The organism is Microvirga brassicacearum, assembly GCF_008757455.1.
Lineage (GTDB): Bacteria > Pseudomonadota > Alphaproteobacteria > Rhizobiales > Beijerinckiaceae > Microvirga > Microvirga brassicacearum.
Genome location: NZ_VCMV01000006.1, coordinates 122,519 through 136,229 on the forward strand (window position 1 = coordinate 122,519; position 13,711 = coordinate 136,229).

Annotated in this window: 10 protein-coding genes; 4 read left to right on the forward strand and 6 right to left on the reverse strand. The window is 61.0% G+C overall.

Annotated elements, in window-relative coordinates; all coding sequences use genetic code 11:
• Positions 1-47 precede the first annotated feature (47 nt).
• Both FEZ63_RS05290 and FEZ63_RS05295 read right to left on the reverse strand, forming a co-directional pair.
• Complete coding sequence (locus FEZ63_RS05290; protein WP_150942593.1) at positions 48-3,200, reverse strand: efflux RND transporter permease subunit; 3,153 nt, start codon at positions 3,198-3,200, stop codon at positions 48-50.
• Complete coding sequence (locus tag FEZ63_RS05295; protein ID WP_244622650.1) at positions 3,197-4,363, reverse strand: efflux RND transporter periplasmic adaptor subunit; 1,167 nt, start codon at positions 4,361-4,363, stop codon at positions 3,197-3,199. Before FEZ63_RS05295 ends, FEZ63_RS05290 begins: the two co-directional genes overlap by 4 nt.
• A 299-nt stretch (positions 4,364-4,662) precedes the next feature.
• On the opposite strand from FEZ63_RS05295, the gene FEZ63_RS05300 reads away from it, so the two are divergent.
• Entirely contained in the window at positions 4,663-5,247 is a 585-nt protein-coding gene (locus tag FEZ63_RS05300; RefSeq protein ID WP_150942594.1) for a carboxymuconolactone decarboxylase family protein, read from the forward strand.
• Positions 5,248-5,298: 51 nt separating this feature from the next.
• Here the strand turns inward: FEZ63_RS05300 and FEZ63_RS05305 are convergent, their stop codons facing one another.
• The 4 genes from FEZ63_RS05305 to FEZ63_RS05320 all read right to left on the reverse strand — a co-directional run bounded on the left by FEZ63_RS05305 (position 5,299) and on the right by FEZ63_RS05320 (position 9,913).
• Positions 5,299-7,608, reverse strand: a complete 2,310-nt coding sequence (locus FEZ63_RS05305; RefSeq protein WP_162419667.1) for a calcium-binding protein — start codon at positions 7,606-7,608, stop codon at positions 5,299-5,301.
• A 155-nt stretch (positions 7,609-7,763) separates the two neighbouring features.
• Positions 7,764-9,107, reverse strand: coding sequence for a sensor histidine kinase (locus FEZ63_RS05310; protein WP_150942596.1), 1,344 nt, complete (start codon positions 9,105-9,107; stop codon positions 7,764-7,766).
• Positions 9,104-9,613: a putative pterin-binding protein gene (locus tag FEZ63_RS05315; protein ID WP_201274091.1), complete on the reverse strand. Its 510-nt coding sequence runs from the start codon at positions 9,611-9,613 to the stop codon at positions 9,104-9,106. Before FEZ63_RS05315 ends, FEZ63_RS05310 begins: the two co-directional genes overlap by 4 nt.
• 81 nt (positions 9,614-9,694) lie before the next feature.
• Positions 9,695-9,913: a hypothetical protein gene (locus FEZ63_RS05320; RefSeq protein ID WP_150942597.1), complete on the reverse strand. Its 219-nt coding sequence runs from the start codon at positions 9,911-9,913 to the stop codon at positions 9,695-9,697.
• 430 nt (positions 9,914-10,343) lie between these two features.
• Here FEZ63_RS05320 and FEZ63_RS05325 point away from each other — a divergent pair, with 430 nt between their 5' ends.
• From FEZ63_RS05325 to FEZ63_RS05335, 3 genes are all read left to right on the forward strand, one after another.
• Complete coding sequence (locus FEZ63_RS05325; protein WP_162419668.1) at positions 10,344-11,420, forward strand: response regulator; 1,077 nt, start codon at positions 10,344-10,346, stop codon at positions 11,418-11,420.
• Positions 11,421-11,554: 134 nt separating this feature from the next.
• Positions 11,555-12,652, forward strand: coding sequence for a helix-turn-helix transcriptional regulator (locus FEZ63_RS05330; protein ID WP_150942599.1), 1,098 nt, complete (start codon positions 11,555-11,557; stop codon positions 12,650-12,652).
• Between the two features lie 234 nt (positions 12,653-12,886).
• Positions 12,887-13,690, forward strand: a complete 804-nt coding sequence (locus FEZ63_RS05335; RefSeq protein ID WP_150942600.1) for a sensor histidine kinase — start codon at positions 12,887-12,889, stop codon at positions 13,688-13,690.
• The last annotated feature ends 21 nt before the right edge of the window (positions 13,691-13,711 follow it).

Sequence of the window (13,711 nt, forward strand, 5' to 3'; positions counted from 1 at the left end):
CCGCCGGCCATTCCGGCGGGTTGTGTGCGTCTGCTCCCGAGATCTCGTTATCTCAGATGCGGGGGGACCTCCTCGGCAGCCGACGTGGGCGCCGGAACGGCGTCCCTCGCTTTTGGCTCGCGCCAGGCGACCAGGCGATAGAACATCGGGATGAAGAAGGTGGCGACGAAGGTCGCCAGCAGCATGCCGCCGATCACGCCGGTTCCGATCGAATGCCGGCTCGCCGAACCTGCACCGCTGCTGATTGCCAAGGGAACGACACCGAGAATGAAGGCGAGCGACGTCATGACGATCGGCCGGAAGCGCAGGCGCGCCGCCTCGACCGCAGCCTCCAGTGCACCGACACCCTCCTGGCGCTTGAGAACCGCGAATTCCACGATCAGAATGGCGTTCTTCGCCGCAAGACCAACGAGGGTCACCAACCCGATTTGGAAATAGACGTCGTTCGTCAGGCCGCGGAGCGAGATCGCGAGCAGCGCCCCGAACAGCGCGAACGGCACGGCAAGAACGACCGCGAGCGGAAGCGTCCACTTTTCGTATTGAGCGGCGAGAATGAGAAACACCATGATGATGCCGAACACCATCGCCTGGGTGCCCGACCCGCTGGCTTCCAGTTCCTGATAGGCCGAGCCGGTCCAGGCAATCTGGAAACCCTCCGGAAGCGTCTGCCGCGCCACCTCCTGCATCGCCGCGATGGCCTCACCAGAGGTGTATCCCGCTCCGGGATTGCCCGTGATCTTGGCGGCCGCGAAAGCGTTGAAGCGCTCGAGTTGATCGGGACCGACCACCCGTTCGGTCGTCACGAGTGCGCTCAACGGCACCATGCTGCCGCTGAGCGCACGCACGAAGACCTGTTGCAGATCTTTCGGTGCTTGCCGGAAGGCGGCTTCCGATTGCAGGGTCACGCGGTAATTGCGCCCGAACAGGGTGAAGTCGTTGACGTAGAGACTGCCGAACGTGCTCTGCATCGCCTCGAACACCGAGTTGATGGGTACGCCCAGGGCCTTCGCCATATCGCGGTTCAAATCGAGCTTGTATTGGGGAACGTTGGTATCGAAGGTCGTGCGAACAGCGGCGAGTTCAGGACGTTTCGAGGCCGCGTCGACGAGCTGCGCGGTCGCGGTCGCCAGCGATTGCACGCCGCCGCCCGTCCGGTCCTGCACATAAAGCTCGAACCCGCCGGTGGTGCTCAAGCCCATGATCGGCGGCGGATTGAAGAACAACGTCAGCGCGTCCTTGATGCCGGCATTCATGGCCACGAACGGCCCCGAAAGATTGCGGGCATCGAGTTCCGGGGTTGTGCGCTCACCCCAATCCGTGAGGGTCACGAAGGTTGTGCCGGCGCTTGGCCTGAGACCACCGGACAGAAGATCGAAGCCCGCAATCGCAAACACGTTCTCGACGGCAGGGTGCTGCCGGAGATTGACCGATGCCTGATCCATGGCGACCGTTGTGCGATGGAGCGAGGCGGCGGGCGGCAGGATGGTGGCGCCGATCAGATAGCCCTGGTCCTCATCGGGAACGAGCGAGCCGGGCACAGTCTGGAACAGGAAACCTGTGGCGGCGAGAATGCCCACGAAGATCAGAAGTCCGATGGCGAACCGCCTGGCGAAGAAACCGACGCCGCTTGTGTAACCCGTCGTCAGCCGCTCGAAAAAGCGATTGAACACGCGGAATGGGAGCGCCGGCTCCTGGTGCCCGGGCTTGAGGATCAGCGCACAAAGGGCGGGTGTGAGCGTGAGCGCCACAACGCCCGAAATGATGACCGACATCGCAATGGTGACGGCGAATTGCTGGTACATGTTGCCCGCAAGCCCACCCATGAATGAGACGGGAATGAAGACGGCGCAGAGCACCAGAACGATGGCGATCACCGGCCCCGTCACCTCGCCCATGGCCTTGATAGCGGCTTCGCGCGGCGAGAGGCGTTCGGTCTGCATAATGCGCTCGACGTTCTCCAGAACCACGATGGCGTCGTCCACCACGATGCCGATGGCAAGCACCAGTCCGAACAGCGTCAGAAGGTTGATCGAGAAGCCGAGAAGATACATGCCGGCGAAGGTGCCGACGATCGAGATCGGCACGGCAATGACCGGAATGAGCGTCGCGCGCCAATTCTGCAGGAACAGAAATACCACCAGAATGACGAGAATGATCGCCTCAACGAAGGTGTGAATGACCTCTTCGATCGACACCTTGATGAATTTGGTCGTGTCGTAGGGAATGTCGTAGGTCAGCCCCGCCGGGAAACTGGACTGGAGTTCGTCCAGGCGGCTCTTGACGGCCTCCATGGTGTTCAGAGCGTTGGCGCCGGCCTGGAGATAGATGGCGATCGGCACCGCAGGAGTGCCGTTGAGCTTGCTGTCGGTCGAGTAGCTGGCCGCCCCGAGCTCGACCCGCGCCACATCGCGGAGCCGGAGTGTCGCCGCATTCTCATCCGAACGGAGAATGACATTGCCGAACGCATCCGCGTCGGGCAAGCGACCTTGGGTGGTCGCCGAATAGGTGAATGGGGTCGCGGCATCGTTCGGTGTGTCGCCGAAACGGCCAGCGGCAAATTGCGCATTCTGCTCCCGGATCGCCGCCGCAACGTCGGTTGGGGTGAGTGAGTATTGCGCGAGCTTGTCCGGCCGCAACCAGATCCGCATGGAATAATCGAGCTGCCCGATAATCGTCGCGTCGCCGACGCCGCGGATGCGCTTCAGTTCGTCGACCACGTTGAGCAGCGCGTAATTGCCCACATAAGTCGTGTCGTAGCGTCCGTCTTTGGCGAACATCGCCACCATGCCGAGGATCGAGGTGGAGCGTTGGTCCACCGTCACGCCGAGGCGGGTGACTTCCTGCGGCAGGGTGGGCGTTGCGCGCTGCACGCGATTATTGACGTTGATGGTCGCCTGATCCGGGTTGGTCCCGAGCGCGAAGGTGACGGTGAGTTGCATCTCGCCGCTGCTGGAATTCGAGGATTGCATGTAGATCATGCCCTCGACGCCGTTGATCTGCTGCTCGAGCGGGGCTGCGACCGTCTGGGCGATGGTCTCCGCGCTCGCGCCCGGATAGTTCGCGCTCACGACAACCTGCGGCGGTGTCAATTCCGGATATTGCGCAATCGGGAGTATGCGCATCGCCACGATGCCCGCGAGCACAATGACGATGGAAATGACGGCTGCGAAAACCGGACGGTCGACGAAGAAGCGGTTCATGGCCTGATGCCTTGCGCCACGGCGGCGGTGACCTTTACGGGGGCGCCGGGACGAACTTTGACGAGCCCCTCGGTGACGACGCGGTCACCGGCTCGCAGGCCTTGATCGACCACCCAGCCGGCCTCGACCTCACGTCCCAGCGTGATCGGCCTGAGCTCGGCCTTGCCCTCGCCATTGACGACGTAGACGAAAGTCCCCTGCGGACCCTGCGAGACGGCCACAGACGGAACCACGATGGCGTCGTTGAGCGTGATCCCCGTCACGACGGCGCGAACGAACTGCCCCGGAAGGAGCCGCCGTTCGGGATTGGGAACCACGGCGCGAAGGCGCAACGTCCCGGTTTCCGGATCGAGCCCGCTGGAGAGAAAATCGATGGTGCCGAGCTTGTCGTAAACCCGTCCATCACCGAACACGATCTTGAGCTTGACGAAATCGGCAGCGCGATCCCATTGCCCCTGGGCCTCCAGAAGGGCGCGCACCCATGAGAACTGGCTCTCGGTGACGGCAAAATTGATGAAAGCCGGGTCATCCTGCGTGATGCGGGTCAGCAAGCCGGCATCCCCCGAGGTGCTGATGAGACTGCCTTCGGGGACCCGCTCGAGACTTGTCGTGCCGCTGATGGGCGCCGTCACTCTGGTATAACTGAGTTGCAGTTCAGCCGCTTTGACTTGGGCTCTCGCGCCGGCCACGGAGGCGCGCGCGAGTTCCTGCGCCGACAACGCGTCGTCACGAGCCCTCTCGGTGCCAGACCCGGTTGCAAGCAGGCGCGTCGTGCGGTCAGCGTCGCGGGAGGCTTGGGAAAGCTGTGCTTCCGCTTGCTGCAATTGCGCCTCGGCCTTGGCAAGTTCGGCCTTGTAGACGTCGGGATCGATCTCGAAGAGTACCTCGCCCGCCTCGACATCCGCGCCCTCGACAAAGTTGCGCTTCAGCAGGATGCCGCCGACCTGTGCGCGGACCTGCACCTCGCGAGACGCCGCCACGCGCGCGGCGAATTCGAACGTCAGGGGGACGGGGCCTGCTTTGATTTCGACGACCGAAACCTCGGGCGGTGGCATGGCTTTGGGGCCGCCCTGAGCAACCGCGCCGTCGGCGATCGAGAGCAGAAGGCATGCCAAAGCCGCCCGGAGGATGCGAGTGCGAGGCAAGAGAAAACGCATTGGCATCTGTCTGGGTCTCCCGTTCGTGGCGACGTGCCGGTCGCGGCATCAAACGATCATCCGGGCAGCGCCGCAAGCCCGCACAGATCTCGGCTGGGCTTTAAATCCACGAACGGCCTGCTTGCCTGCGGGCACACTCGAACGCCGCTGGTTAACGGTCCCTGAATCCAGGACCACGCTTCGATCATGATGCCGTTCTCTTCGACGGAGAGTACCTTTGGAACATAACGGACGCATTACGATCGAGTGTCATGGGCATTTTCTGCTAGACTGACCTCGGTGACAGCTTCACTCGGAGGGTGCAGATGTTCTTGCAAACGATCGCCGACGAGGACGCAACCGACAGGGTCGCGGAGATCTACGCGAGACAGGAGTCGCAAATGGGATTCGTCATGGCGGCCACGAAATGCTTCACCGCACGACCGGATCTTCTGCCGATCTACACCGATTTCTCCGACAAAATCCGCTCGGGGTTCTCGCTCGGCTTGCGGGAATGGCGGTTGATCACGCTCATTGCGGCAAAGCACATCCCATCGACCTATTGCTCGTATGTCTATGGCAAGCAACTGATTGGCGATCTGGGATCAAAAGAGGCAGTCCTCGCCGTACAGCGAGATTTCCGGAGCGCCGGCTTGTCGGACCGCGATGTCGAGATGCTGGCTTATGCCGAGAAGGTCACCAGAGATGCGTCCCGGATCTCGCCGCTCGACATCGAACGATTGCGATCCGTGGGATTCACCGATCGTCAGATCTGCGATATCGCGCTGTGCGCCGCATTTCGGTGCTTTGTCAGCCGGTTTTTCGACGCGGTGGGCGCCGGTCCCGACGCGGCCTTCGTCGACGAAGACGCGGAGTTTCGATCAGCAATGACGGTGGGCAAAGGGTCTTGATGAGGCGCAAGGCCCGACGGACGCCGCCGGGCCTTGCGGTTTCTTTGACTCTTAGACGACGAAGAAGTCCTTGTACGTCATCTTGAGCTTCTTGTTCAGGGTTGCAATCTGGATCGCGGCGCCGTTTCCAGAGCCGTCTGCATCATAATACAGGACGCCCTTCTTGTTGTCGTACACGACATAATCATTGGCATCCTTGGCCTTCGTGCCGATGGTGAAGAAGTCTTTCTTGAGAGCGGCCGGCTTGGTCTCGGTGCCCTTCTTGCCCAATTTCTTGAAGTATTTGTTGTCGAGCCAAAGCGTGTCGTCCCTCACGTTGTAATCCGTGATTTTGTCGACGTTGAGCTTCTTCTTGTCCACCTTCGTGTTGAACACGAACGTGTCTTTGCCTGCGCCGCCGCTCAGTACGTCGATGCCCAGGTTTCCATAGAGCTTGTCCCATCCTGCGCTGCCCGCAATCGTGTTGGCCGATGTGTTGCCCTTGAGCACCAGGCTGCCACTGCCCACGCCGAAGAGATCGTCCACGAAACTGCCGAGCGAATAGGAGACTTCGGTGACGATGCGGTCGCGACCGGCCCCCGCGGAGGTCTCAACGACCTGGTCGCCCACGTTGTCCACATAGTAGGTGTCGTTGCCGAGGCCGCCGAGCATGGCGTCGGCGCCAACCGATCCATTCAAGACATCGTCGCCGCCCCCGCCTTCCAGGCGGTCCGCGCCGGTGTTGCCGGTCAAGGTGTTGGACAAGTCGTTGCCGATAAACGTCAAGGCTGCGCCGCCTGTCGCGACGACATTCTCGACCGCCGGCGCATCATTGAGGTTGAAGTTGGCGCTCGTCATGATGGTGTCGTGGCCGCCGCCGGCAGCCTCAATGACCGTATCGCCGCCGTCGAGAAAGTAAGTGTCGTCGCCGGCGCCGCCATCAAGCGTGTCCGACCCACCGCCGCCCGTGATGACGTCGTTGCCGCCCGCACCCGCCACATGGTTGTTGCCCGCATTTCCATAGAGCGTGTCGTTGAACGACGAGCCCCGCAGGTTCTCGACCTTGGCATATGTGTCGCCGCGAGCATCGCCGACGGCGCCACCTGCGGCGAGATCGGCGACAACACCGGCCGCCGCTCGCTCGTAGGACACGACGTCGATGCCGTCGCCACCATCGAAGATGTCCGAGCCGCTTCCGGCGATCAGCTTGTCGTTCCCTGCCCCGCCATTCAGGACGTTGCCGTCGTAGTCGGACCCGGCATACACGTCATTGCGTGCCGTTCCGTTGACAACCACAGCGGCGGTACGAACATCGACGATCTGGGTCGAGATCTTCCCATTGCCGACCGTCGGATCGTGCCAGGTGACGGAGACGCGGCCGTCCCACATCTCGGTCACTGACGGCCTGTATTGCTGCCCCGTGCCGTCCCTTGCGGCGCCCTCATTGAGCAGGAGTGGCTCTGTCATCGTTCCGTCGGGATTCACGACCCTTAGGAAGACATCGCCGTTATCGCCCGCATTGTTTGCGATGTACACGACGGCAACTCGCCCGTCGCGAAGCGCGGTCGCGCTGACGAAATCCCCGTCGGCCAGCCCGTTGGTGGTGAGTGTCGCAAGGGCGCCGGGGGTTCCGGCCATGTTGTAGAAACGCGCCATGACATTGGCGCCGGTGCTGTAGATCACCGCGAAGCCGTTATTCCCGGCTGCTACCACGTCAGAATATTGACCGTTTCCACCAACGTCGGTCGCCGGAGACGCAAACCCGTCGACGATCTTGAACTGGGTACCGCCGTTTCCAGTCGCGTAGGTGACGACATAGCGTCCGTCGGCCATGACCATGACGTCGGGGGACTGCAAGCCGACCCCGGTCGCGATCAGAATGGTGTTGGTTACGTTGCCGTCGAGGTCCTGAACGGCCATCTGGATCGAGTTGCCGTCGTCGTAAACGGTGACGAAGCCGTTATTCCCCGCGCGAGCGATCGATGGCGCCGACGATCCTTCAAGCGCGAGATTGCTCGCCAGGGTGACGGGCTGTTGCGTGAGCGGGGTTCCGTCGACGTCGAAAACACGTGTCTTGATGGCGGAACTGCCGGGCGTGCCCGCGGATTCGTTCCAACTGATGGCGAATTGCCCGCCTGTCCCGACCGCCTTGATTTCCGCCATGGTCTGCAGAGCCGTGGCGCTGTCGCTGACGACGGCTTGCATGCCGCCGACCTTGGCGCCGGCACCGTCGTAAAGCTGAAAGAAGATTTTGTTCTCGTTGGCGCTACGCCACCCGACCACGTACCCGCCATTTGGCAAATGCGCGACGACGTCCCGGTCCACGCTGCTCCCGGCGCCTTGGCGCACGACGTCCTCGGTACCCCAGATTCGAAATGTCATTGGCATCTATCCCTTAGCGAATGATCGATGCCCTTTTGAATCTCAAGTGACTCCGATAAGCCCCGTATGAACGCCGAGGTATCCATGAGAGTATATTCTTGGGTGCGGCAGCGCACATAGACGAAAGCGGGACTCACTGCGGCGCGCGCGGCGCTCTAGTGTTTGATCTCGCCGCAAACGGGAAGGCGCAACGTGAATGTGGATCCGCGACCTTCCTCACTGGTGACACCGATGTCGCCTCCATGCAGCCGCGCGATCTCGCGGGCGAATGACAGGCCGATGCCGGTCCCGGCGATTGCCTCTGCCGTCCGCGCACGGAAAAATTGCTCGAAAACCCTGTCGACCTCATCGGGCGGAATGCCGATGCCCGAATCGTCGATCGCAACCAGAACCTGGTCGCGCTCCGCCCAGGCACGAATGTGAACCGGCGTGCTGTTTTCAGAGTACTTCAGCGCGTTCGAGAGAATATTCGAGAGGGCCTGCTCGATCAGGGTCGGGTCGCATGTGACGGTGGGCGGCAGGCCCGACACATCGGTCGTCAGAATCCGTTCCGTTTCCTCTCCCTGATAACGTTCCCGGAGGGAGCTGATCAAGCGGCCGAGATCAATTTTTCTGGGTTTGAAGTTGATCTCTCCTCGATCGAGCCGTGCCGCATCGAGCGTGCTGTCCATCAGGCGGGAAAGACTTGAGATAGCTTGCCGAATATAATCCGTGCGTGCGCCAATTTCCGTCGCGTCCATTGACGTTCCGCGCCGTCTGATGCGCTGAGCGCTGGAGTCGATGATGGCGAGCGGCGTGCGGAACTGGTGAGAAACGATCGACACGAGCGTCCGATACATGCGGCTGAGGTCGCGCTCCTGACGCAAAGTCTCGTTGGCCGCCGCAATCTCCTGGCGGGAGCGGATGATCAGAATGGCAAGGATGAGGCCGCTGATCATGATGCCGAACATGTAGATCAGAATTTCGATCACTATCCATCGATGCTGCGCGCGCAGTTCGGTTTCCAATCCGCGTTTTGCGAGCATACTTCTGTTGGCGGTTTCCCGCACGGCGATTGTCAATGGCTGCATTTTCTGCAGCATCGCAGCCTCACGAGCGCGGTCGCCGCGGGTGATCATTGCAACCTCCCGGGCAACATCGTCGAAAGCCAATAAGTGACCCTGCAGGCTCGCGAGCACGCCAACCTGCTCCAGATAGCGTTTAGGTTCGCCTTCGTTGAAAAGCGCCAGGCGACTGGCAAGAATATCATGGCGCAATTCCAGGTGGGCGCTCGTGGTGGTTTCGTAACCATTGACAAACCGCGTCAGCGCTTCGGTAAAGCGGATGCTTTCAAGCTGAGCCTGCATGATAGTCCAGGCCATGTCCTCGCCCACACCCTTGTCGAGGTCGCGCTCGATTTGCACTAGGCCGTGGGTCGCCACGATCAGTGAAATGAAGAGCGCGACGATCGCCGCAGTCGACAGAAAGACCGCCCCTGAAATTCGGAATCGCGATGTCACCGGACCGTCAATGCTGTTAATTGCCAGATCCAGCGGGAATCATGTTGCGCGTTGCGCAGCGTCGACTCCTGGTCCCGCGGATAGACAACCCACAGAGGTCCCTTGTCGCGCGTGACGAGATCTTTGCCATCCATGCGGAAGGCCAGGAGCATGTCGTATCGTGCCATGTCCGTCATGGGGATCTCGACCATATAATCGTTGAGAGCCAAGGCCGTGATGATCGAGCCTTGTGCCCCGACAGACGCCATGAGATCGCGCATGAGGACCCCCTCAAATACCTTCACGCCGTCGGTCCAGTTGGTCGAGGTTCGCAGCGTTTTGATGCCGACGCTCTCGATCATCTCGCGATCGAACACAGCGCCTTCGCTGCTGTTCGTGGATTGAATGCTTCCGGTGATCGTCAGGATAACGCTGCCGCTCGGCTTGGGCAGATCGGCGCCTCGGGCAAGGCTGCAAATCGGCCCCAGCACGAACAGGACAGCGGCCAACATCAGCTTCGTCGGCATGCGCGTTGTCCTTGCAATTCGGCAGCGGTCATTCGGCTGGCGGCGGAGGCACGCCGATTGCGTGAGCTCCCGGCGCGGACATCATCCCGTGACACCAGTTCGTTTCGACGCTCTTCGCGCCTCGCGTTGAGCGTCGGCGATGAACTTGTCGAGGTCGTCGGCCAGGTCGTAGGCTTGATCCATCGACAAGGCGATGGGCGTCACTTTGCCGGTATAGTCTTCAAGCTGAAGCTTCAGGCCGTGCTGGTAGGGGTCCACCGAGTACCTGATCAGGCGCCTGGTTCGTGGCAGCAACATCATGTGCGGTTATTCTCAAGGTGAAGTCGGTCATGGCTTCGATGCACGGGACCCTGATTAAATGCTGCCGCCAATCCGCAACCATGCGTTCGTATAGGTTTGGGCGGTTTTCCCGACATCGGTTTTCTCCACCAGGCGCGTTCGCGACGAATGCGTTTGTATAACGTTCCAAAATACTGATCTGATTGAACTTTTTGCTCTGCCGTCTATCGTTTTTTCCTATGCGTTCACAGGGGGACTTCTCCTAACCGGTAGGCTTTCTTCCGCAGCACGCGCACAGGTATTTTGATCGATGTTGGAAGGTGCCTAGAGTATGAAGCTGGGAGAGTGATCGTTTTATTCCCATCCGCCTCCCGTGACCCAGCAATGTCACCGAAACGAAACACAATCCCGAAAGACAATCATCATCTGCTGATAGCCAATGGATAGTTCAATGTTGAAGAACGACTTTGATATAGGAACGAAGGGCCGGCTAATTCTGTGCGTCGAGGACGATTTTCGCCTGCGCTCCGACATTGTCGAGGAACTTGAAGCAGCGGGATATCGTGTCGAGGAGGCAACCAACGGCGAAGAGGCACTGAAGAGGCTGGAGACCTGCAAGCCCGACCTGATCCTCTCGGACATCACCATGGCGATCATGGGCGGCTATGACCTTCTCCGCGCGATCCGCAGCAAACGTCCTGATCTCGACGACGTGCCGTTTGTGTTTCTCTCAGTGCTGAACGACAAGCATGATGTCATTCAGGGGAAGAGCGTCGGCGCAGACGACTACCTTTTGAAGCCCGTCGATTACGATGTGATGCTGGCGACGATCGGCTCGCGGCTCGGCCAGGTCGCGCGGATGCGGCGCAATACGGTCGCTCAATTGGAACGCGAACGCAGAGAGATGCTGGAGGCGGCGATCGTGGAAACGCGCGATGCCTTCGCGGGTGTGGCGAACGCGCTCGATGGCATGTCGAGCGGCGTCATCTTTCTCGACGGCACCGGGCAAGTGCAGTCCATGAACCGCACTGCTCAGCGGATGACGCGGGGCGAGGACGGTCTCGTTCTCTCCGCTCGCGGCCTGCGAACGACCTCGGCAACGAGCACGCGCAACCTGAAACAGGCCATCCAGAATGCTCTTGCGGGACCGAGCAACGGCAGCATGGTGACGGTCTCACGGGCAATGCACCGGCCCCTGATCCTGCAAATTTGCCCCCTTGGCGTCCGGGACGCCATCGATTCCCCCGCTGTCGCGGTGCTCGTCGTCGATCCGGAGATGCGCCCGCGGCTTTCCGCCGAGATGGTCTCGCGGATGTACGACCTCACTCGCGCAGAAGCGCGGCTCGCTGTTGCCCTCACGGATGGCAAGCGCCTCGATGAGATTGCAACGGAGTTCGGGGTCTCACCCACCACGGTCTCGTTCCACCTGCAGAATCTTTTTCGCAAAACCCATACCAGCCGGCAAACTGACCTGGTTGCCCTTCTCATGCGAGGCGCGCTGGCATTCCAGCCCGCAGAAGTCGCGTGATAAGGTAACGCAACACCGACAAAATTCCCGCTTGCTCTTGCGCAGTTCTTGTTCCCCACTGAATAAATGCTGGCGGAACCGCGCGAACTCACGCAAATCTATGGAGCTTTTGGCTGCGGGGCCGTGTCGCCGGGATGAGCTTTCAATCGACGTCTGAGCTGATCGAACTGATCTACCAAGCATCTGCGGAGCCCGCGGTGTGGCCGCAGATCTCGGAGAAGATAAACGTCCTCCTGCGGGGCTCCTCGGTCTTCTTCATTCATGACCTGCATTCGTCCGCCATCACGCTGCTGGCTCGCCAGGACGTGGATATGGCCGCCATTCGCAGCTACCAGCAGCATTATGCCGGCCGGAACCCGATCATTCCGCGCGCCCTTCAGCGTCCGGACGGTACAGCAAACCCTATCGAGTCGCTGATGGAGCGGCGGGATTTCGACCGCGCGGAGTACTATGCCGATTGGTTCCGTCCGAACGGTTTCCACCACTCGACCGGCATTTCCATGCGGGTCGACGACAACTCATCGGTTTTTCTCACGTTTTTTCGGCCGAAGCGCGACGGCGAGTATAGCGATTCGGCTCATCGCATTCTGGAAACACTCGCGCCCCATTTCCGTCAGTCGGTCACGATGGGCAAGCGCCTGGAAGAATTGAGCGCGTCGGCGGCGATCGGGTATGTGGCTCTTCACAAGCTCGGAACGGCGGCATTTACCGTCACCCGCCGCGGCATCGTGACGGAGCTCAATGAGGCGGCGCAATCTCTGCTCGACGATGGCAGCGAGCTTCGCATCGTTGCCGGCCGTCTCCGATGCGTGATCGAGAACCATATTCCGTTGGCGCATCATATCCAGCACGTCATCGACACCCGGCAGGCCAAGACCTTCTCGCTTCCATCCGCTCGCGGTGGCGAGCCGCTGCAGGTGATGCTCCTGCCTCCGGTTCAGGCCCGCATCTGGGCGCCTGAGCCGACCGTATTGATGATGGTCAGGGCACCCCGGGCCGTCCTCGCGTCAGCCCTTGACCAAATTCGCAACGCCTATGGCCTGACCCATGCCGAGACACGATTGATGGCGGGTCTGGCCGGCGGCGAGACGGTCAATCAGTTCTGCGAGCGGGCCGGGGTCAGCCGGAACACGGTTAAGACCCAGTTGAGCAGCCTCTTCTCAAAGACCGGGACATCGCAGCAAAAGGAGCTCGTGCGGCTCGTCTTCACGCAGATCCCCCCACAGCGCTAGATCCTGGTCCCTCGAAGCGAATCCCATTTTGCCAAGAATTCTCCCGGCAAAACAAAGAGATAGATCCGGATCGCCCGAAGCCGCCGGATCCGGATCGAGGTGAGACGCCGTCACCCATAGGGGTGATGTAAATGGGAGGGTGCCGACTTATCGATGTGCAGGTGACGTAAGGCGAAGCCAATCCGCGCTTCCCTTCGCCATCAATGTGCAACGCGAAGAAGCTTTGGCTGCCACATGACCGAAATACCAAGTCCGAGTGTTTGGCTCAATCTGCCCAAACGAGCCGATCTCCCCGAATACCTTCTTTCCACACGGCCTCTCGTCCCGGGCTCGGGAAGTCTTGCGTTGATCGATGCCGATGTCCTGACGCTCCTGGCCCACCAGCTTCTCACGCCGCTTGCGGTCATCGACGGGGCTGCACAGCGTCTCATTCGCCATTCGAAAGCCCAGAAAGCCTGCGAGGTCGTCGAGCGCAGCCGAAGGATTCGCGACGCGGCGGGCGAACTCCTGCTACTGGTCCAAGGCCTGCTGGACCGGATCAGCCCGGAGACCGGGCATGTGGCTCTGGAGCAGGAGATATGCTCCCTGCCCGATATCGTCTCGCGCGCCTGCAACCAGGTCCGGTTTGCCCAACCCAGGCGCCGGTTCGACATCGACATCTCGCCGTCTGCCGAAAACCTGTTCGGCGACCTCATTCTGCTGCAGCAGATGATGAACATTCTTGTCTGCAACGCGGCGAAATATTCACCCCAACGCACGATCATCCGGATTGAAGGCTCGATCATCCGGGAAAACCTCGTGATATCGGTGCAGGATTCTGGCATCGGCATTCCTGCGGCCGATCTGCAAAAGCTCTTTCAACCGTTCTTCCGTGCACGAAATGCCGCCCGCCACAGGGGAACCGGACTGGGCTTGAACCTCGCTCGGCGCATCGCGCGGAGCCATGGAGGCGGCATCCGCGCGGAGAGCGTGGAGGGTCGCGGCTCCACCTTCACGGTGACGATACCGAAAGCTCAATGGGCGGCAAGTTTTGCGTGATCAAAGTCGTCCTCCGGGTCG

Excerpts from the sequence above, each read along its gene's own strand:
- FEZ63_RS05290 (WP_150942593.1), bottom strand. The coding sequence starts at position 3,200 with ATGAACCGCTTCTTCGTCGACCGTCCGGTTTTCGCAGCCGTCATTTCC.
- FEZ63_RS05295 (WP_244622650.1), bottom strand. The coding sequence starts at position 4,363 with ATGCCAATGCGTTTTCTCTTGCCTCGCACTCGCATCCTCCGGGCGGCT.
- FEZ63_RS05300 (WP_150942594.1), top strand. The coding sequence starts at position 4,663 with ATGTTCTTGCAAACGATCGCCGACGAGGACGCAACCGACAGGGTCGCG.
- FEZ63_RS05305 (WP_162419667.1), bottom strand. The coding sequence starts at position 7,608 with ATGACATTTCGAATCTGGGGTACCGAGGACGTCGTGCGCCAAGGCGCC.
- FEZ63_RS05315 (WP_201274091.1), bottom strand. The coding sequence starts at position 9,613 with ATGCCGACGAAGCTGATGTTGGCCGCTGTCCTGTTCGTGCTGGGGCCG.
- FEZ63_RS05320 (WP_150942597.1), bottom strand. The coding sequence starts at position 9,913 with ATGATGTTGCTGCCACGAACCAGGCGCCTGATCAGGTACTCGGTGGAC.
- FEZ63_RS05325 (WP_162419668.1), top strand. The coding sequence starts at position 10,344 with ATGTTGAAGAACGACTTTGATATAGGAACGAAGGGCCGGCTAATTCTG.
- FEZ63_RS05330 (WP_150942599.1), top strand. The coding sequence starts at position 11,555 with ATGAGCTTTCAATCGACGTCTGAGCTGATCGAACTGATCTACCAAGCA.
- FEZ63_RS05335 (WP_150942600.1), top strand. The coding sequence starts at position 12,887 with ATGACCGAAATACCAAGTCCGAGTGTTTGGCTCAATCTGCCCAAACGA.